Genomic DNA, 19,809 nt, shown 5'->3' on the forward strand with positions numbered 1-19,809 from the left:
TTATCTTCTTTTTTATCTTCTTTTTTATCTTCTTTTTTATCTTCTTTTTTATCTTCTTTTTTATTAGTAAAAGCCGTAGTATTAGTTTCGTTTTTTACTAGCTCTTTTTTTATTTTTTGATCTTGTATAACTTTTAAAGCATTCTTTAAACGCGAAATTTCTTCTTCACTTACTCCGCTTTCTTTAAGCTCTTGCACATAAGCCTTATCATCAAAACCTAAAAAATTTGAACTAATGATTAATCTTTTTAAAATCTCATTTTTTTCTTCATTATTATCATTAATTACGCTTTGTATATATAAAGATTTTAGTTGTTGATGTAATTGTAATTTTTCTTCTGCATTAGAGGTTAAAAAGTTTTGATCAAATTTTTTAACCTCTACATTAGCAAAAACACCAATATAAAATAATAAAAAAATAAAAAATATTCTAAGCATCTTCACCATAAACTAATTTTTTCATTAGTTCTTCTACGCTAATAAGTTTATCCAATCTATACCCATTAGCTCCTGTAAAAAATAAACCTGTTTCTTTTTTGCCACTCCAAGCATCGTATAATCTATCCGCTATACAATAACCTACTTTAGTAGCTTCCTTGCCTCTACCACATGGTGCAACGCAGTTGCTCACACAAGAAATTTTTGGCCCCATTCTTTTATCTACTAAATTTAAAAGATTAGTTCTTACTCCTCTTGCAGGATAACCAACCGGGGATTTTAAAAGCTCAATATCTTCTTTTTTACAATCAAGTAATACTTGTTTAAAATCATCACTCGCATCACACTCAAAAGTTCCTATAAAACGAGTTCCCATTTGAACGCCACTTGCTCCTAAAGACATCATCTTTTCTATATCTTGCTTATCCCAAATTCCACCTGCAGCAATCAGTGGTATGTCGCCCCAATTTTTAATTTCTTGCGCAACTTGTGGCACCACATTTTCTAATTGATATTCATCCATTAAACATTGCTCATAAGTAAAACCCTGATGTCCGCCGCTTTTTGGTCCTTCAACTATAACTGCATCAGGTAAGCGATTGTATCTACTTTGCCATCTTTTACAAATAATTTTTAAAGCCTTAGCTGATGATACAATAGGTACCAAAGCAACATCAGGATAATCTTGTGTAAATTCAGGTAAATTTGTAGGAAGTCCTGCTCCTGAAACTATCACATTAAAACCAACCTCACAAGCATTACGAGCAATTTGCGCATAATTATTACTTGCATATAAAATATTACAGCCCAAAGGTGCGTCTTTGCAAACCTTTCTAGCATTATCTATCAAAGCTTTTAAGCCTGCTTTTGAGTAAAAATTATCACTACCATAAGGTTTTGCATTAAGTTCTTTATCTATATGTGTTCTATTTTCATAATACCCAGTTCCTACTGAAGAAATAATCCCTAAACCACCATTTAAAGAAACTGCAGAAGCAAGCTTATCCCAACTTATACCAAGCCCCATTCCACCTTGAAAAATAGGATATTTTATCTCATGCTTTCCAATTTTTAAAGCTTTAAAACTCATTATATTACCTTTAATTTTGCAAATTTTCTTTTTCCAACTTGTATAATATATTCTCCACTTTCTAGTTGGTATTGTTCATTTTGAACTTTTTCTCCATTAATACTTACTGCATTAGAACTAATCAATCTTCTAGCAGCTGAAGTAGAGCTTTCCATTTTACATTCCACTATAGCTTTTGCAAGCCAAATACTACCTTCTAAAGTAAAACTTGGCATATCACTAGGAAGCTCTTTTGCACTATGAACTTTGTCAAATTCCTCCTTAGCTTTTAAAGCACATTCATTTGAGTGAAAACGAGCTGTTATCTCTAAAGCTAAATTTTCCTTAGCTTTTTTAGGATGTAATGAACCATTTTTAATATCATCTTTCATTTGTGAAATTTCATTTAAGCTTTTTTCGCTTAAAAGCTCATAATATCTAAACATCAACTCATCACTTATACTCAAAACCTTAGCATACATATCTTTAGCATTTTCTGTTACACCGATATAATTTCCTAAGCTTTTACTCATTTTATTTACACCATCAAGACCTTCAAGCAATGGCATCATCATCACCGCTTGTTCTTTTTGACAATTATATACTCTTTGAAGCTGTCTACCCATTAAAAGATTAAATTTTTGATCCGTTCCACCCATTTCTATATCACTTTTTAACGCAACGCTATCATAACCTTGTAAAAGTGGATATAAAAACTCACAAATTGATATAGGACTTTGCTCTTTAAAACGCTTAGTAAAATCATCTCTTTCAAGCATTCTAGCAACACTAAAAGTCGAAGTAAGTTCTACTATACCAGCAGCACCAAGCTCATTTAGCCATTTAGAATTAAAATGAATTTGAGTTTTGCTTGGATCTAAAATCTTAAAAACTTGCTCTTCATAAGTTTTAGCATTTTTAAGCACTTCTTCTTTATCAAGTTTTTTTCTTGTGACACTTTTTCCTGTTGGATCGCCTATTTGAGCAGTAAAATCACCTATTAAAAATTGCACTATAGCTCCATGCTTTTGAAGTAAAGCCATCTTGCTTAAAACTACAGTATGACCTAAATGCAAATCAGCGGCCGTAGGATCAAAACCAGCTTTTACAAAAAAGTTTTCGCCTTTTTCATAATAATTTTTTACCAAAGAAATCAATCTTTCCTCATCAATAATTTCTGCTATTCCTCTTTTAATATCTTTAATAATTTCTTCAATATTCATTATAAAACCTTTTTTAGTGATTATTATATGCATCATTTAAAGATGTAAAATCTAAAATCTTATACCTAGCTTTTAATCTTTCTTTTGCATTTTCAACATCTATATTATTAGGTAATTCAACTTGCACTTCAAAATAATTTGCCACCACAGGCTCTGAATCGGCTGAATTAATACTTAAAACATTAATCTGCATTTTAGCCAAAGTAGTTAGAAAATCCGCTAAAGAGCCTTTTTTATTTTCTATAGAAACAATGATTTTGTAACTTTTTATCGAGCTATCATTCCAAGAAACAAAAACCATTTCTTTGTTATCTTCTATCATCTTCATTGCTTGTTCGCAAAGTTTATGGTGTATTGTAGCACTAGTTGAATGTCTAAAAGCAATGATTTCATCTCCTCTTTTAGGTCTACAACAATAATCAAAATTAATCGTAGTTATTTTATAATTAGAACCAATCACTATGCTTTCAAATTTTTGTTCATTTTGTTCAAATTTAGCTGCTTGATTTTGTCCTACATATTTTCTAAGAGCTATAATTACCTCTTTAAAATAATTAAAATCTAAAGCAATTTGTCTGAGCTTTTTATTAAATTTTTCTTTTTCAAGCCATTCTTCTATAAGTTTAGAATCTTTATTAAATGCCGTAGATAAAAGATTAATGGCGATTTTATTGTTTAATTCTTTTTTCTTTTGCTTACAAAAATCTCTTATGCTAGCCCTAGCTTTTCCTGTTTTAACACTATCTATCCAAGAGCATCTAAAAAATTCTTCCTCCGAAGTTTCAATACTAACTATATCTCCATTTTTAAGCACAGTTAAAAGCGGGACTCTCATACGATTTACAAAGGCGGTTTTTGCATGAAGTCCTACTTTAGTATGAACCTCATATGCAAAATCCAAAGCCGTAGCTCCACGCGGTAAGGTAAAAATTTCACCTTTAGGAGAATATACTGCTATATCCTCAATATATAAACTATCCTTTGCATATTCATAAAGCTCAATAGCATCACAATCTTGTATATTATTTCCTTCTTCTTTACCATGCATAGAAATATCTTCAAGCCAATCTAAATTTGGTGTTGCAATATTTCCTTCTTTATATTTCCAATGTGCTGCAACGCCAAATTCAGCAGTTTTATGCATATCAAAGGTGCGAATTTGAGCCTCTATGATATTTTTTGCATCAAAAAGTGTTGTATGTAAGGTTTGATAGCCATTTTGTTTTGGCAAGGCTATATAGTCTTTAAATCTTGAAATCAAAGGATTAAAATGCGTATGTAAAATTCCTAAAGCCAAATAACAATCATAAACTTTTTCAACCAAAATTCTTACACCTAAAAGGTCTAAAACTTCATCAAGCCCCACACCTTTTCTTTGCATCTTTAAATAAATAGAATAATTATGTTTAATTCTTTTATGTATAACAAAACTACCTTGTCTAAACCCATTTTCCAAAAATAACATTTCTATTTTTGAAATAAATTCATTAAATCCAAGTTGAATTTGTTGATCTTTTGCATTTATATAATTATCAATTTGTGCATATTCATCAGGAAGCAAAAATTTAAAACTTAAATCCTCAAGTAAATTCTTTATACTTGAAATTCCAAGTCTATGAGCTATAGGTGCATATACCACCAAGGTTTCTTCGCTAATTCTTTTTTGTTTATCTTCTCGTAAATAATTTAAGGTAAGCATATTGTGCAATCTATCACAAAGCTTTATTACAAGCACACTCACATCTTCAACACCCGCTAAAAGCATATTTCTAAAAGTCAGAGCAGATTTTGCAAGTTTCTCATTAGAATTGGAATGAGTAAGATGATCTTCTCTAATACTAACTATTTTAGTTAAACCTTGAACTAATTTTGTTACTTCTTCGCCAAAATTTGCATTTAACTCTTCTTCATTACAATTTGTATCTTCTAATACATCATGTAACAATGCGGCTATAATCATAGATTGTATAGGACTTAAAAAAGCTACAAAAGAAGCTACCAATATAGGATGAACCGCATAAGGTTCTCCACTCTTTCTAAATTGCCCTTCGTGTTTTTGGATACAAAACTCCACTGCTTTTTCCAAAACAGCAGATTGTGGAAAAACCATAAAAAGAATTTTTTTTGCTCTTTGTAAATCCTTGCAATTTTTTACATCATCAACAAGTTTATCTAGCAATAACTCATCATTTACCAGCTTCAATAAATCCCTCTAATACGATTTTATCTTCTGCTATTTCATATAAAGCAATATCAGTATATTTATATTTATTTTTATCTAAATTTACTAAAGGTTCTGCACCATTTGCAAGCTCTTCAGCTCTTTTAGCCACCACAAGAGCTAATTTGTATCTATCATCTTTTAATTTTTTTAATGCCTTTGCAGCTATTTGTTCTACTCTCATTTTTTACCTTTAATCTTGATTTTTAACAATAGAGCATAAGCTCATATCGCCTTGGATAATTTTTAATAAATTTCCTTCTTTAAACATATTACATACCACAATAGGTAAAGCATTATCTTTAGCTAGGGCTATTGCCGTATCATCCATAACTTTTATATTATCATGTAAAGCTCTTTCATAACTTAACTCATTAAGCATAATAGCATCATCAAATTTTTTAGGATCTTTATTATAAATTCCATCTACCTTAGTTGCTTTAATGATCATATCTGCTTGAATTTCAACTGCTCTTAAAGTTGCAGCAGTATCTGTAGTAAAATAAGGATTGCCAGTACCACAAGCAAAAATAACTATGCGTCCTTTTTCTAAATGTCTATGTGCTCTTCTCATAATATATGTTTCACAAAATGCTTCCATTTGGATAGCACTTTGAACCCTCACATCAAGTCCAGCACTTTCTAATGCTTCTTGCATGGCTATAGAATTAATTACAGTAGCAAGCATACCCATATGATCGCCACTTGTTCTTTTTATCAGTCCATCTCTTGCAGCAGATACCCCTCTAATGATATTACCACCACCTATTACAATACCTACTTCAACATTTTCATGAATCAAACTTTTTATTTCAGAAGCTATATATTTTAAAATAGAATTTTCTATACCAAATCCATTTTCTCCGGCCAAAGCTTCTCCAGAAAATTTAACCAATACTCTTTTTCTTTTATTGTTCATCAAATTTCTCCTTTGATTTAAAACTATATCAAAATTCGCATTAAAAAAAACTAATTTATTTAATCATTTCCAAAGGATTGATATGAAAATTCTTTTGGGTTACTTCAAAAGTTAAATCACTTTCAACCCTACCTATAATATAACCTTTCTTGATATTTCTACCTACTTTAACCCCAGGAGCAATTTTATCTAAATGTGCATAAATAGTATGTATACCATCTTTATTTTCAACAATCACAACTTGCTTTAAAGTTGGAGTTGCTTTTGCAAAAACTACTTTTCCATCTAAGACATTTCTTACCGCAGCATTAGCACTATCACTTTTTAAAACTACATTTTCATTATAGATCTTAATATTATAAATAGGATCTATATAATTTCCAAATTTTTGCTTTACTGTATAAGATTCTAAAGGAGCTATTGTCTTAGGACCACTATAGCGCTTAACACTGCTTGTTTGATAGCTTGAACCTACTTGTTTTATGTTTGAATTTGGCTTTTGATCATCCTTTTTTTGTGCTAATTTTTCTTCTTCTTTTTCTTTGATAATTTTTAATTTATTGAGTGTTTTTCTTAATTCTTGCTGTTGGGCTTGCAAATTAGAAAGTTTTCTAGTATAAATTTCTTTATCAGTTTTTTGTTTAGCTATTTCTTGCTCTTGTTTTTTTCTAAGGTTTTTGAGCTCATCAATTTGATCTTTATAAACTTTTAAATTATTATTAATTGTAGTAATTTGTCTTTGCTTTTCTTCTATTTTTTTGCTCACATCTTCATAATCTTTTGAAATTTGATAAAATTCTTCTTTGAAAATTTTATCCAAAACCCCAACTAACTCCAAAGCAATAATACTATCTTCACTTTCAATATAATTTTTAGGGATTGCTAAATCATAAGCAAAATCTTTAGCAATTAAATCAATTATTTTTCCTTCGATCTTATTTTTATTTTGCAAAAGATCTTTATTTTGTGCATTAAGCTGTTCTAATGCTTTTATTTGAGTTTTCACAGATCCTTCAAGTTTAGAAGTTTTTGAAGTTAAGGTGCTAATTTCTGAAGCAATTTTTTTTAAATTTTTCTCATTATCTAAAATTTCACTAGCTAAATCTTCTAATTTTTTAGATAATTGCTTTACTATGCGTTCATTTTCTTTAATATCTTTTTGCTTTTGTGCAATTTCATTTGCAAATAAAACAGAAAAGGAAAATAAAAAAAGCAAAAAGCATTTTTTCATTTTCTAACCTTAAACATCACAAAATTCACACAAGCAAAACAAACACAAAGCATTGCTAAAAAAATCAAAAATAAATGCGTGAAAATACTTATTTTAGGTAAGCTAATATCTACACTTTGTAAAGCTAGCTTAATAGATTCAAGATCATAAACTTGGGTAAAAAATAACACAAGCAATAAAAATGCTATAAAGCAATCAATAAAAACTATCTTATAAAGCATAAAAGATCTAAACCAAAATGGGGCACCAAGCAAGCACATGATTTCCACTCTTTGAGTATGCTCGAAAAGCCAAATTTTCATTTGTTTAAGCAATAATACAAAACTAAGCAATATTATAATAAACAAGAAAAACCATAATAAAAATTTCACTAAAACTAAAAGTTTATAAATTTTTGTATGCGTTTTTGCAAAAGTCTCCACTCTAGTAATGTTAGGATTTTTTAAAAGTTTATCTTTTAAAATGTTTAACTCATCTTCTGACAAAAGCTTATTAAGCTTCAAAGTATAAAATTTTGGCAATGTAGCCTTTAAAACCTCTATGTTTTTAGCTGATATATCATTTTTAAGTCTATCTATCATTTCATTTGGATTTAAAATTTCTAAAGACTGAAAATGACTAACCTGCTCTTCTATGCTTTTTTTATCTAAGTGAGTTTTTCCTACTAAAATGATATTATAGTCTTTATTTAAAAGTTTTTCATAATATTCAATAGTTTTATTTGTGATAATCAAAAACTCAAAAGCAAACATCATCACCATTAAAGCAAATATCAAAGAAAGATGATTTTTAAAAGATTTCATTCATTCTCCCATTTTCTATATTAAAACGACGATAATCAAGTCTTAAATTAGTAGGAATTCTATGTGTAACAACTACCACGCAAGTTCCAAGTATTTCTCTAGCTGATTTTAACAAAGTCCATATAATATCTGAAGAATACTCATCTAAATTTCCCGTTGGCTCATCGCATAAGAGTAATTTTGGATTATGTGCTAGAGCTCTTGCCATGGCCACGCGTTGCTGCTCTCCACCTGAAAGTTGAGCTGGCTTTTTATCAGCTTTGAAAGTTAAATTTACATGCTTTAAAAGCTTTGCGGCTTGTTCTTTACATACATTTTTACTATAACCTTTAATCATCAAAGGTAACATTACATTTTTTTCTACACTAAATTCTTGAACCAAACGATAATCTTGAAAAATAATTCCTATTTTTTGCCTAAGCTGCAAAAGTTCAGCATTAGAAATATCCACTAAATCATTATTGCAAACCTTTAAATTTCCACTTATTGGCTCCAAATCCCCATAAAAAGATTTTAATAAAGTTGATTTTCCGCTACCACTTTTTCCTGTGATAAAAACAAAATCATTATCTTTTAGCGAAAAACTAGCATTTTCTATAACAAGCTCATCATAACCAAGACAAAGCTTTTTGGCTTCTATCATCACTGCTTTTTCCTTATCATTTGTTTGATAATTATTTAAATCATTATTATTTAATATAAGAATACAATATTTCTCTTAATTTTTCTATAGCTTTTAAATTTTCTTTAGTTTTAAAAGGTTGCTCAAAGATAAATTCTATCTTTTGTAAGTTTAATACTATATAAACATGTTCAGGTTTATAAAAAGCACCAAAAGCTATTTTAATAACAAGTTCTTCATCTTTAATATACATTTTTTCAAAATGCAAGAAAAAATCTTCGCCTTTAAAAACTTCATTTTTAAAATTCTTTTTTATACAAGCTAATTCTTTTGTATTTAATTTTAAATCCTCAATAGCAAATTTTTGATTTTTATTCAAGCTTTTACTCTTGCTAAAACCACTAATGATTAAATCATATATATCTTTATTTTGTCTTTTCCAACGATCTTCATATTTACTTGAAATTTCTAAATTTTCATTTTTTTTGATTAAAGCTTTTAAATGTGAGAAAGTTAAAAAAGTCTCCAAAGTAAAATCAAAATACAAAAAACTATCCGTTCTAAGTTCAAATTGTCCATCTTCTTTTAAAACCCTAGCACATTCATTTGCAAAATTTAACCCCACAACTCTACGGTGAGGCTTTTTATCCCAAGGAACAGGAAAATGCAAAAAGATTTTATCTATCAAGTTAGATTCAAGTACGCTTAATAATAATCTTGCATCAGTTTCTATTAATAAAACATTGTTTAAATTTTCACTTAAAGCAAGTTTAGCTACTTGTTCTAATGCAGGAGTGTAAATTTCTATACCAATTATCAGTACATTAGGATTTTGCCTAGCTTGATAAAGCAAATGTCTACCGCTTCCAAAACCTATTTCAATATAAATTTGTTTTTTATTTTTTATTTGTTCTAAAATTTCTTTTAAATCATTAGCAATTAAAGGTGTTTTTTGGATTAACCTTGTGTGTTTTAGCGCCACAGCTTCACAAACTACATCTTGAGTAAAATTTTCTTTAAATACAAGTAAAGCCTTTTGCAAATACCCAATTTGCGAAGGCTTAGTATGTTTTTCACCCTTTATAAGCCATTCTTGACTTTTTTCACCTTTTTTAATTTGTAAAAAAAATTTTTCTTGGTTTATACGCGTAAAAAGCAAATCAACATTTTCACCTTTAGCAAGCCATAAGAATTCAACTCCATCTTTTTCAAAAGGAAGTTGAATTTCTTTTAAAATTTTACACTTAAAATTTGGCATTATTTTACTGCTGTAAATTTATCAGAAGCTTTTGATTCTATGCCATTTGCATCAATTGCAATAACTTCATAACTATATACTTTTCCAGGAGCTGCAGTAATATCTTTTAATTGTTTAGATTTAATCTCTTTAAACACAGCATTACTTCCACCACCACTTCTTTTAACTATGTATTCTTTAGCTCTATCATCATTATCAATCCACTCTACCCTAATACCATCATCTTCAACAGCACACAAAACAATACTTGGCGCTAATGGTGCTCCTAGGGTAATACCTTCCACAGGCTCACTTGCTATAGGACTTTCCAAGCCATCTTTATCGACCATACTAACTTTATAATATCTTTTTTCAGCCACACCTTTAACCACATCTTCATAAGTATTTTCAGAAGTTTTAGCTACCACACTAAAAGGTAAAAAAGTAGTTGAACTTGAATAAATTTTATAATAAGCAAAATCAGCATAATCAATTTTATCCCAAGTTAAAATAATTTTTCTTGGTGCGTCTTTACTTGCTTGTAAATTACTTACCATAGGAGGAAGGGCTTTGGTAGTTGATTCTACTATTTTGCTTGGAGTGCTTTTAATACCATCATAAGTTAAAGCTATGATTCTATATTGAAAACTTTCATCAGGTTTTAGCGAATCATCTATATATTCAGCACTTAAGCGATTTTTGATTCTAGCTAATTCTTTAAATTTCATATCTTTCATATTTGCACGCTCAATGATGTATGAATTTACTCTTACATCAGGATGTGGTCTCCAAACTATTTTCACACGATTTGGCAACCCCACAATAGCTTGCACAAAAGGCACTGGATCAATCACTCTATTTGTAAAAGCTTCTATACTTACACCATCTTGAGAAACTTGTCCAAGTTCATTAAAGGTTTTCATAGAATAATAATATCTTGTATTTGGTGCTAAATTTGTATCAGTATAGTGAGTTTGAAATTTATTTTTAATTTTTGCTATAAGCTCCATAGGTGCACCAGCTGCATTTGCTCTATAAATATAATAACCTGCTATATTTTGATCATACAAAGGTTCCCATTCAAACGCTATACTTGTAATATCACTTATACTTTTAATACTTGATATTTTTGGTAAAGTATCATTTACTTGAGCAATTTGCGGTGAACTTACGCTACAAGCACTAAAAGCTAAAGCAGAACTTAAGATAATCCAATGAAGTTTTTTCATCTATCTCTCCTTGTGTAAAATTTTCTTTTAAAATTTGATAAAAATCATCAAACATAGGAGCTTTTACAAACATCAACTCTTTAGTCCTAGGATGAATAAAATAAATCAAATACGCATGAAGCATTACTCTATTATACTTTATTTTTCCTTTATATCCGTATAATTCATCTCCTAAAATATAGCGATTAAAATCTGCTAAATGCACCCTGATTTGATGAGTTCTTCCTGTGTATAACTTAGCAGCTATCAAAGAGCAATTTTTAGCACTTAATAAATTTATAAAATCTGTTTTTGCATTTTTTGCTAAAGGATTTTTAGTATTTGTAGTAATTTTTTTAAGCCTATTGCTAGGACAACGCATAATAGCTTTTTCATTACTCATTTTATCATTTTTCAAAGGCAATTCACTCAAAGCAAGATAAAATCTACCCATGCTTTTATCCAAAAGCTGATTTGCTAAAAATTGATGTGCTTGATTGTTTTTAGCTATGATGATAGCTCCACTTGTGCCCTTATCAAGTCTATGCACAAGCCCTGCTCTATGTTCTCCATTTAAATTTGATAAAGCATAGCCCTTATGCAAAAGCCAATCCACCAAAGTCGCTTCTTTAACACTACTTGCACCATGCACGACAACATTAGGAGCTTTGTTTAAAACCAAAACATCATCATCTTCATATAAAATTTCTATATCAAACTCAGGCGTGTAGCTTTCTTTGGCTTCTTTTACTAAAGGTAAAAAAATACTTATTTCATCTTTTTGTTTTATTTTTTTAGAACTTTTATTTTCTATTTTTTCATTAATATATATGCAGTTTTCTTTGATTAGTTTAGCAACTTGCGAACGACTTTGCTTAAGTATATCTGATAAAAAAACATCCAATCTTTCTTCACAAAGTGATGAAATTTTTAGCATATTATATTTCCTTGTGATAAAATTTGCAATTTTAGCATATAATTATGTAATATTTTATAAAAAGGGTAGCTTTGATAAAACTTGATAGAAGAATTTTAACACATTTTGACTTTGTACAACCTCTTTTAGTGTTACCTATCATAGCTATATCTTTTCTTTTAATTTATGAGGCAAATACGCGCTTAGCTGAAAAACAATTTATCTATACTTTAGTGGGTTTTACAGGATTTGCGTTTTTTTTCTTTTTACCCTTAAGAAGATTAATGTGGCTTATACCTGTGTTATATTGGATTAATATAGCTTTACTTTTAAGTGTGGATATTTTTGGTGTTGAAAAACTTGGAGCTAGAAGATGGCTTGAAATACCTTTTACGCATTTTACCATACAACCTTCTGAAATTTTTAAGCCCTCTTTTATTTTAATGTTAGCTTATTTGATTTATCAAAATCCTCCACCGCCTAATGGCTATGGCTTAAAACAATTTTTAAAGCTAAGTTTTTATATTTTGCTTCCGTTTTTGCTTATAGCAGGAGAACCTGATTTAGGAACAGCTTTGGTACTTTTAATAGTAGGCTTTGGAACGCTTTTTATCATAGGGGTAAATTATAAAATTTGGCTTAGTATTTTTTTAGCTATAGCCATAGCCTCACCTATTATTTATAGTGATTTTTTAAAGCCTTATCAAAAACAAAGAATTCATGATTTCTTAGCTGAGGAGCCAAGTTACCATGTAAAACAATCCATCATCGCTATAGGAAGCGGTGGTTTGAGTGGAAAAAAAGCAGATGAAGCTACACAAACACATTTTAAATTTTTACCTATTTCTACGAGTGATTTTATCTTTGCATATTTGTCTGAAAGATTTGGTTTTATCGGTGCAGTTGTAATCATATTACTTTACACCTTACTCATTTTTCATTTATTGAGTTTAAATTATAAGCTCAAAGATGATTATTTTACAAGAGTGGTGACAAATTGCATTGCTTTATTTATTTTCATATATGTAGCGGTAAATATATCAATGACCATAGGTTTTGCTCCTGTTGTTGGTATACCTATGCCATTTTTTAGTCATGGGGGAAGTTCTTTTGCTACCTTTATGATTTTCTTTGGAATTTTACAAAATTTAATAACTTTTAGGTATTTAGCAATAGAAAAAGCGGTAAAAATAAAATTCTAAATTTAAATTAAGGAAATAAAGATATAATAACATTTTTATTTTAACTTCTGGCGGATTTATAGCTCAGTTGGTTAGAGCAACCGGCTCATAACCGGTTGGTCGCAGGTTCGAGTCCTGCTAAATCCACCATTTATTTTGCATTACAACTTGATTTTCAAAAAAACATTTTCCAATGATTTTTTAGTATTTTGATAATATTTTTGCAAATTTCTTTCTTTTTGCTTTCTTCTATTTGGAGTTTATCTAAAAAAGTTTCTTCAAGAGTGTTAATAAGTTGTATACATTCTTTTGCATTAAATCTTTCTACTTCGTTTAAAGGTGATAACGCTTTTAACAATAAATCTTTATATTCCATAAGAGTTTTAATATCTACCTCTGAAAGCTGGGCTAACAGAGATAGAAATTGTGCAAAATTATACAGTGGCATATATTTCTTTCTTTTTCCACAACATTATAAAATGTGCCTATATATCCGACTAATAAAATCTTTCATGATCTCCACCACCAAAAGTAACCGCTCGTGTTTCTGTGACATTTACACCTAAAGTATTAAATCTCATTGTAAAAGTAGGAGTATCGGTCAATGGTTTAGTGCACCATGTAGTTGATATTACAACTTTTGCTTCACCAGAATTATCAAATTCTTTATCCCATCTTTGTATAATTGGCACAGTTTGACCAAGGCCAACATCGAGTTTGGTTCCATCAAAATCAACTTTTTCTCCTGCAATTCCATCGGTTAATGTTAAAGTTGCACTGGTGTAGCATGAAGCAGGAATCTTTCCAAGTATCATATATTGCATGAATGCGTTTTTGCACCTCAATACTTCCTACAATTGCTTCAGAATCAGCTCCATCCCATTCTTTATATTTCACTTTAAGACTAAAAATTCTACCGGTGTGTTCAGTAACTTTTCCAATAGGTTTAAAATTTAAATAAACTGAACCTTTATCATCAGTATGAAGCGTGCCTTTATTTACAAAATTAGTATAACCAAGATACTGATCTGGTTGAACATCTACACTAGAGTTTGGAATTAGTCCATATAGCTCTATAGTTGTTCCTGTATCAAATGGAATATTATTTACATTTATTCTTGGACGAATTGGACCATCAAATACAGCTGTTTCACTAGCTTTTTCACTTCCATCTTCATATTCAACGCTTACTGTTACCGGACGAACAACAGGATTAATTGTTCTAAACTTAGTTAGCGCAACACCTTTACTATCAAAATATTTTGGAATTAGATCTTCTTTTGGAAGCACTCCATCGCCGACAATACTCCATTTTATTTTTGCATAAGGAGTGCCTTTTGCCAATATACTGACAGCTTCAAGCAAATATGGATTTAGCCTTGTTTTACCAAGAGTTAATTGAATTGGAATCTTCTTATAATTTAATTCTTTACTTAAATTTTTACCCATAGCATTTACACTAATTACAGGGTTATTTTTAAATGGGGTTTTAGAAGTAATAGTTGCTTTAGCTTCACCACTAGAATTAAATGTTGTATCATGATCATTTAAAGTAGCGTCTCCACTTATATTCCATTCTACTTTTTCATAAGGTTTTCCACCTTTTAATATTGCGTGTGCCTCTTCTCTTTCTTGAGCATTAAAGGAATTCTTATCTACAATCAAGGTAAGCTGTTTATATATATAAATTTCATCTGTAAAAAAATCCGCTGACTTATTTTTTGTTTTCATATATTTAAATTGAATATTGAAATTACTACACAATGGATTCGATACTCCATAAAATTCCAAAGTAGCCTTACCACTAGAATTTACTCTAACATGATCTTGCTTTGGTTTAGCCGCTGATAAAAAATCATGATATATTTCAATTTCTGTATTCGGGATTAAATTACTTACCTCAAGATGAAAATCTTGATTTAATTCTATGGTTTGCTTATAACCATTATAGCTAGGATAAATAATACTAGGGATATATTCTTTATCTACATATGCAATAGTAGTGCTAACACTTTGTCCAATAGTATTTACACTAATTACAGGGTTATTTTTAAATGGGGTTTTAGAAGTAATAGTTGCTTTAGCTTCACCGCTAGCATTAAATGTTGCTTCTTGATTACTTAAAGTAGCGTCTCCACTTAAACTCCACTCTACTTTAGAACCTGTTTTTCCACCTTTTAATACAGCGTGTACTACTTCTCCTTCTTGAGTATAAAGTGTTTCTTTATCAAGTTCTAAATTCAATTCTCTTTGATAAAGATTAATTTTATCTGCAGTTATTTCAGCCTTAGTAATAACTGATTTCATATAACTAAACTTAATAGTAAGTTCTTTAACACTAGGATCACTAATACTACTAAATTCTAAAGTAGCTTCACCTTTATCATTAACATTAAAGCTTTCTTTTTTAGCTTTCACTCCTTTACTTCCACTAATATTATCAATGGTTGAATTTGGTAATAAACCGCTTATTTTTAATACATAATCTGAGTCATAATCTATAGTTTTATCTAATTTTTTCCAAAAACTGACTTTATAAGAAGGATATTCTATTTTTGGAGTATATATAGTTCCATCTATATAAGTTAATGTTTTAGTGAGGTTTTGGCCTAAGGTATTTACATTAATTATAGGATTAGTTTTAAATGGAGCTTTAGAAGTAATAACTGCCTTAGCTTCACCGCTAACATTAAATACTTTATCAGTCTTAGTTAAAGTAGCACCCCCACTTAAACTCCATTCTATTTTTTCATTAGGCTTACCACCTTTTAAAGTTACTTCGGCATTTTTATTAGGTTCTGCAATGATAGTACTTGGATCAGCATTAAAGGAAATAGCGTATTGATAAAGTTTGATTTTATCTAAATTAAGCTCCTTTTTAATACTACCTTGTTTGATATAATTAAACTTAATAGCAATATCTTTAACACTATAATCACTAATACCACTAAATTCTAAAGTAGCTTCACCTTTATCATTAACATTAAAGCTTTCTTTTTTAGCTTTTACTCCTTTACTTCCACTGATTTTATCAATAGTGGAATTTGGTAATAAACCGCTTATTTTAATATTAAAATCATCTATATAATCTATAGTTTTTTCTTGGGTTTTAAAGCTTGGATATTCTACTTTAGGAGTATATTCTTTAATCTCATAAGGCAATTCTTTTTTAAGATCTTTAGTCATAGTTTTAACTTCTAAATTTGGATTAACTTTAAATGGAGCTTTAGAAGTGATAACTGCCTTAGCTTCACCACTAGCATTAAATGTTGCTTCTTGATTGCTTAAAGTAGCGTCTCCACTTAAACTCCATTCTATTTTTTCATTAGGTTTACCACCTTTTAAAGTTACTTCAACATGATCAAGTTTTGGATCTTTTAAAGCTTTGTTATTATCACTTTCATAAGCATGAATTTTATCTTTACTAAAACTAATGCTTGGGGTATATTGGTGGAGTTTGATTTCTCCACTTACTTCTTGAGTGCTAGCTGCGCTTTGATTACAAGTAGCAATGATTTGTAATCTTTTAATATTAAAATCTTTTACTCCTTCAAATACTACCTTACTCTCACCTTTATCATCAGCTGTACTTTCTTTATCGTTACTAATTCTTAAAGTTTTATTGCTTTGTATATCTTTAGCCTTCCATAAAACTTTTGTTTTTGGCATTAAACCTTTAAGTTTTACTTCAAAGTCGCTTTTATAATCAATCATTCCTTTTTCAAAGTCTTGATGAGTCACAGGATCTTTTCCAGCAGGAAGCTCCATAGTGGCTGTATAATTTTTAATCTCTAAATCTTTACTTCTTTCTTTTACTAATTCATCACTCATATTCTTAGCAATGATTTTTACTTTTTCATTTCCACTAAGTCCTATGATTTCTACACTACTCTCACCTTTATCATCAGCTATTAAATTAAGCTCCTTAGTAGTTTTATCTTTATCAACAAATAAAGCATTATCTCCTTGTATACTCCATTTAACTTTTGTAGAATTAGCTTTTAAGTTTTTATAACTTGCATGAGTTTTTTCTTTATTACCTATAATAGCTTTATCTAAGATAATATCATTATCTCCATAAATTGCTATTTGAACAAATGTTTTTAAAGTAACTCCCAATACATTAGCAATGATTTCAGCTTTTTCTTTATCTTTCATGTTTACATCAGGTTTATAGATGATATTTGAATTTCCATCTTTATCAGTTTTATCTGAATTTGGCGTTTTTTCTAAACTTCCTTTACCATTTAATTTCCAATGAATTGCCAAATCGCCTGCTAAATCATTTCCTGTAAATGTGATTAGAGATTTTTCATATCTTTGTATATTAGAAGGTTTAGCAAATATCCTAAAGTCTTCTTTTGGAGCTATGATAGTAATAGGGAAACTTTCTTGAGCATTCCCTGCTTTAGCAATTAAATTGGTTTGGCGTACTCCATAAGAGTGGATTATTTTTACAAAAACTTTTCCATTACTATCAGTAATATAATGATTTCCATCTTTTAAGATTACACTTTTTTGTTCAGGAGTTACACTCATAGCAACATTTTTAACTGCTTGATTAAAGCCATCTTTAAGCATAATACAATGAGTATTACCTCCCAAATTTCCGCAATAAGAAATATGATAAGTATTGTTAATAGCTTTATATTCAAGCACCATAGAATAATCTCTATCTATAAAATGAGTTCTAGAGCCTTCAATGGTATTATTTATACCTGCTAATTTTATATCAAAAGCGTGTTTGAAGGCATCTTTATCTAAAGGTATGTTAAAATTCATAGCTATATTTGTGCCTTGTTTATCACTTTCATTACTTCTTTTATGGCTTAGCGAAAAAGTTAATGCAGGACAGGGTGAGTAAGTAATACCTCCTTCATACACTAAAGGATTTTTTTCTAAATCTTCATAGCAGTTTACATTGCCAAATGGAGCTACTTTTTCTCCATACCATTTACTCATATTAGCAAAAACAGCTACATTACTCATGGAAGGAAAAGCATATTTAATACCCATATCCCAGCCATTAGCAGGGCGTTCTAAGAAAGTTAGATCATTATTTGCATTTTTAAAATCATAACTATTAATCCAATCACTTAATCTTTGATAAATATTAGCATGGAAAGCTAGTGTATCTAACATACTTTCAAAGCCCAAAGATATTCTTTTATGCTCTCTACTAAAATCATGATCATAAACTAAATTTAATCCTAGCATGATATTTCCTGAATTATCTAATGCTAATGCATTAGGATAATATCTTATACCACCACCAAAATGACCTATGATTCTATTATTATCATATCCACCTATACCGCTTTGTAGAAAATAAGATATTTTTGGATTATCTTCACTCATAATAGGTAAAAGAACTTTAGCATTACCACTTAAACCACCCCTATCATTATAGTTTAAATTAAACTCACTATTAATGGAGTGATTAAGAGTATGTAAATATTCTTGGATTAAAGTATTAGCTTGTAAGCTTAAATAATTGCTTGCTAAATCTCTTATAAGCTCATCTCTTTCTTTACTATCTTTGGCATTATATACATTACCTATAGTTTGAATAACATTAACAACCTTACTAGATAATTCTTCATCTTCTTTACTAAGATTAGAATCTTTCTTTGGTTTTTCTTCTAATAGCTTTTTGACTCTTGAGTCAATGTTATTATGTTCTTTAAGTATTTGCTTTTGATCATGGTTTACATGATTAAGTGCAAGAGTTTGATTGTTATCTATAATGATTTTATCTTGATTTTTTAAAATCATTATTTGAGAAAAAAGAAAAGTGTGAATGAGTAAAACAAATAAAAGCGTTTTTTTCATATCCCCCCCCCCGAATCCTTTGCATAAAATTTTTTATTTGTGATGAGAATATGATAACACAAAAAATACAAAAGTGATAAAAAAGTTATAAAAATATTGAAAAATAGCCAAAAAATTGATAAATATAATAATTATTTATAAATTATAATCAAAATTACTTTTATTTTTTATTAAAAAAATGCAAATAGATTTATTATTATTTAAATATATATGAAAAAAACTTATCATTTACTTTTTAAAAACAATGAAAAATAAGCTTTTTGAATTTTTATATTTATATTTTATTATACTATTTAACATTTTTAAAAGTATTAGCATTTAGTATTTTAGATAACAGTGTAAGGTGTATTTATCATATTTGGTATATAAAGTATAAATACTAAGCTTATATATAGTAATAAATAAAGAGTATAAATACCTTATTATACTCTTTAGATAACTACAATATAGAGTTTTTGTATAAATTTGATAATAGTTGTTATAATCTTAAAATTACTTATTAAAAAAATATATTTAATTATAATTTGTATGTTTTTATAATTTGGATAATAGGTAAAAGAATATATATAATATTTAACAGAAAATAAAAAGTGATTAAATAAAGTTAGATATATAAAGATATTTATAGTTTTATATGTTATTTTTATAAATTAAAACAAACATATTTCACAATTAAGCAAGATTAGCACAACTAAGAATTATTTAGAAACAAAAATTTTTTGAGAAATATAAAAAAATGTCTTTAAGTAAAAAAGAATTTGCTAAAGTATTAGGCGTTTCTTCAGGAACTATTGATAATCTAAGAAGAAAAAATACAATCTATGGAAGTATCTTGCTATGTATTATTTTCCATTGAAGAAATAGCTAAAGTTGTATCAGGGATTAAATCTTTAAAATGAGATTTAACTAT

General features: G+C 28.9%; 15 protein-coding genes, 1 tRNA gene and 1 pseudogene. 2 read left to right on the plus strand and 15 right to left on the minus strand.

Going from position 1 to position 19,809, the window contains the following annotated elements; all coding sequences use genetic code 11:
* From L8W56_RS07890 to L8W56_RS07945, 12 genes and pseudogenes are all read right to left on the minus strand, one after another.
* Positions 1-437, minus strand: a pseudogene (locus L8W56_RS07890) (N-acetylmuramoyl-L-alanine amidase); the annotation flags it as partial.
* Positions 430-1,527 (minus strand): nitronate monooxygenase, encoded by a 1,098-nt coding sequence (locus tag L8W56_RS07895; protein ID WP_263659924.1) that lies wholly within the window; start codon positions 1,525-1,527, stop codon positions 430-432. The gene L8W56_RS07895 and the pseudogene L8W56_RS07890, both read right to left, overlap by 8 nt.
* On the minus strand, positions 1,527-2,729 hold the full coding sequence (tyrS, locus tag L8W56_RS07900) for a tyrosine--tRNA ligase (RefSeq protein WP_263659925.1): 1,203 nt from the start codon (positions 2,727-2,729) through the stop codon (positions 1,527-1,529). The genes L8W56_RS07895 and tyrS overlap by 1 nt, the downstream gene beginning before the upstream one ends.
* Positions 2,730-2,742: 13 nt before the next feature.
* The gene (locus L8W56_RS07905; protein WP_263659926.1) at positions 2,743-4,932 is read right to left on the minus strand and encodes a RelA/SpoT family protein; all 2,190 of its coding nucleotides are present in this window, start codon (positions 4,930-4,932) and stop codon (positions 2,743-2,745) included.
* Positions 4,916-5,134 (minus strand): DNA-directed RNA polymerase subunit omega, encoded by a 219-nt coding sequence (locus L8W56_RS07910; protein ID WP_133319250.1) that lies wholly within the window; start codon positions 5,132-5,134, stop codon positions 4,916-4,918. The genes L8W56_RS07905 and L8W56_RS07910 overlap by 17 nt, the downstream gene beginning before the upstream one ends.
* A 9-nt stretch (positions 5,135-5,143) precedes the next feature.
* Positions 5,144-5,869 (minus strand): UMP kinase, encoded by a 726-nt coding sequence (pyrH, locus tag L8W56_RS07915; RefSeq protein ID WP_133319251.1) that lies wholly within the window; start codon positions 5,867-5,869, stop codon positions 5,144-5,146.
* A 55-nt stretch (positions 5,870-5,924) separates the two neighbouring features.
* The gene (locus L8W56_RS07920; protein WP_263659927.1) at positions 5,925-7,100 is read right to left on the minus strand and encodes a murein hydrolase activator EnvC family protein; all 1,176 of its coding nucleotides are present in this window, start codon (positions 7,098-7,100) and stop codon (positions 5,925-5,927) included.
* On the minus strand, positions 7,097-7,903 hold the full coding sequence (locus tag L8W56_RS07925; RefSeq protein WP_263659928.1) for an ABC transporter permease: 807 nt from the start codon (positions 7,901-7,903) through the stop codon (positions 7,097-7,099). The genes L8W56_RS07920 and L8W56_RS07925 overlap by 4 nt, the downstream gene beginning before the upstream one ends.
* Positions 7,890-8,546 carry a cell division ATP-binding protein FtsE gene (locus tag L8W56_RS07930; protein WP_039625813.1) on the minus strand — a complete coding sequence of 219 codons (657 nt, stop codon included), beginning with the start codon at positions 8,544-8,546 and terminating at the stop codon, positions 7,890-7,892. Before L8W56_RS07930 ends, L8W56_RS07925 begins: the two co-directional genes overlap by 14 nt.
* A gap of 46 nt (positions 8,547-8,592) precedes the next feature.
* The gene (trmB, locus tag L8W56_RS07935; RefSeq protein ID WP_263659929.1) at positions 8,593-9,783 is read right to left on the minus strand and encodes a tRNA (guanosine(46)-N7)-methyltransferase TrmB; all 1,191 of its coding nucleotides are present in this window, start codon (positions 9,781-9,783) and stop codon (positions 8,593-8,595) included.
* The gene (locus L8W56_RS07940) at positions 9,783-10,991 is read right to left on the minus strand and encodes a ferrous iron transporter A (protein ID WP_220566341.1); all 1,209 of its coding nucleotides are present in this window, start codon (positions 10,989-10,991) and stop codon (positions 9,783-9,785) included. Before L8W56_RS07940 ends, trmB begins: the two co-directional genes overlap by 1 nt.
* Positions 10,945-11,907 (minus strand): RluA family pseudouridine synthase, encoded by a 963-nt coding sequence (locus L8W56_RS07945; protein WP_263659930.1) that lies wholly within the window; start codon positions 11,905-11,907, stop codon positions 10,945-10,947. Before L8W56_RS07945 ends, L8W56_RS07940 begins: the two co-directional genes overlap by 47 nt.
* A gap of 71 nt (positions 11,908-11,978) precedes the next feature.
* Here L8W56_RS07945 and L8W56_RS07950 point away from each other — a divergent pair, with 71 nt between their 5' ends.
* Both L8W56_RS07950 and L8W56_RS07955 read left to right on the plus strand, forming a co-directional pair.
* Positions 11,979-13,088: an FtsW/RodA/SpoVE family cell cycle protein gene (locus L8W56_RS07950; RefSeq protein WP_263659931.1), complete on the plus strand. Its 1,110-nt coding sequence runs from the start codon at positions 11,979-11,981 to the stop codon at positions 13,086-13,088.
* A 52-nt stretch (positions 13,089-13,140) separates the two neighbouring features.
* A tRNA-Ile gene (locus L8W56_RS07955) sits at positions 13,141-13,217 on the plus strand.
* A gap of 25 nt (positions 13,218-13,242) precedes the next feature.
* On the opposite strand, the gene L8W56_RS07960 is transcribed toward L8W56_RS07955, so the two are convergent.
* Genes L8W56_RS07960 through L8W56_RS07970 form a run of 3 tightly spaced genes read right to left on the minus strand, consistent with a single transcriptional unit; the run spans position 13,243 to position 18,899 of the window.
* Positions 13,243-13,515, minus strand: a complete 273-nt coding sequence (locus L8W56_RS07960; protein ID WP_220566343.1) for a hypothetical protein — start codon at positions 13,513-13,515, stop codon at positions 13,243-13,245.
* 49 nt (positions 13,516-13,564) lie between these two features.
* A complete protein-coding gene (locus tag L8W56_RS07965) occupies positions 13,565-13,882 on the minus strand; it encodes a hypothetical protein (RefSeq protein WP_263659932.1) in 318 nt (105 codons plus the stop codon).
* Entirely contained in the window at positions 13,800-18,899 is a 5,100-nt protein-coding gene (locus L8W56_RS07970) for an inverse autotransporter beta domain-containing protein (RefSeq protein ID WP_263659933.1), read from the minus strand. The genes L8W56_RS07965 and L8W56_RS07970 overlap by 83 nt, the downstream gene beginning before the upstream one ends.
* Between the last annotated feature and the right edge of the window lie 910 nt (positions 18,900-19,809).

Origin of the sequence: Campylobacter sp. IFREMER_LSEM_CL1085 (assembly GCF_025772235.1) — a bacterium.
Classification (GTDB): Bacteria; Campylobacterota; Campylobacteria; order Campylobacterales; family Campylobacteraceae; genus Campylobacter_D; species Campylobacter_D lari_D.

Bases quoted from the DNA above. Each gene is read 5' to 3' on its own strand.
- L8W56_RS07895 (WP_263659924.1), bottom strand. From the start codon at position 1,527: ATGAGTTTTAAAGCTTTAAAAATTGGAAAGCATGAGATAAAATATCCT.
- tyrS (WP_263659925.1), bottom strand. From the start codon at position 2,729: ATGAATATTGAAGAAATTATTAAAGATATTAAAAGAGGAATAGCAGAA.
- L8W56_RS07910 (WP_133319250.1), bottom strand. From the start codon at position 5,134: ATGAGAGTAGAACAAATAGCTGCAAAGGCATTAAAAAAATTAAAAGAT.
- pyrH (WP_133319251.1), bottom strand. From the start codon at position 5,869: ATGAACAATAAAAGAAAAAGAGTATTGGTTAAATTTTCTGGAGAAGCT.
- L8W56_RS07920 (WP_263659927.1), bottom strand. From the start codon at position 7,100: ATGAAAAAATGCTTTTTGCTTTTTTTATTTTCCTTTTCTGTTTTATTT.
- L8W56_RS07925 (WP_263659928.1), bottom strand. From the start codon at position 7,903: ATGAAATCTTTTAAAAATCATCTTTCTTTGATATTTGCTTTAATGGTG.
- L8W56_RS07930 (WP_039625813.1), bottom strand. From the start codon at position 8,546: ATGATAGAAGCCAAAAAGCTTTGTCTTGGTTATGATGAGCTTGTTATA.
- trmB (WP_263659929.1), bottom strand. From the start codon at position 9,783: ATGCCAAATTTTAAGTGTAAAATTTTAAAAGAAATTCAACTTCCTTTT.
- L8W56_RS07940 (WP_220566341.1), bottom strand. From the start codon at position 10,991: ATGAAAAAACTTCATTGGATTATCTTAAGTTCTGCTTTAGCTTTTAGT.
- L8W56_RS07945 (WP_263659930.1), bottom strand. From the start codon at position 11,907: ATGCTAAAAATTTCATCACTTTGTGAAGAAAGATTGGATGTTTTTTTA.
- L8W56_RS07960 (WP_220566343.1), bottom strand. From the start codon at position 13,515: ATGCCACTGTATAATTTTGCACAATTTCTATCTCTGTTAGCCCAGCTT.
- L8W56_RS07965 (WP_263659932.1), bottom strand. From the start codon at position 13,882: ATGATACTTGGAAAGATTCCTGCTTCATGCTACACCAGTGCAACTTTA.
- L8W56_RS07970 (WP_263659933.1), bottom strand. From the start codon at position 18,899: ATGAAAAAAACGCTTTTATTTGTTTTACTCATTCACACTTTTCTTTTT.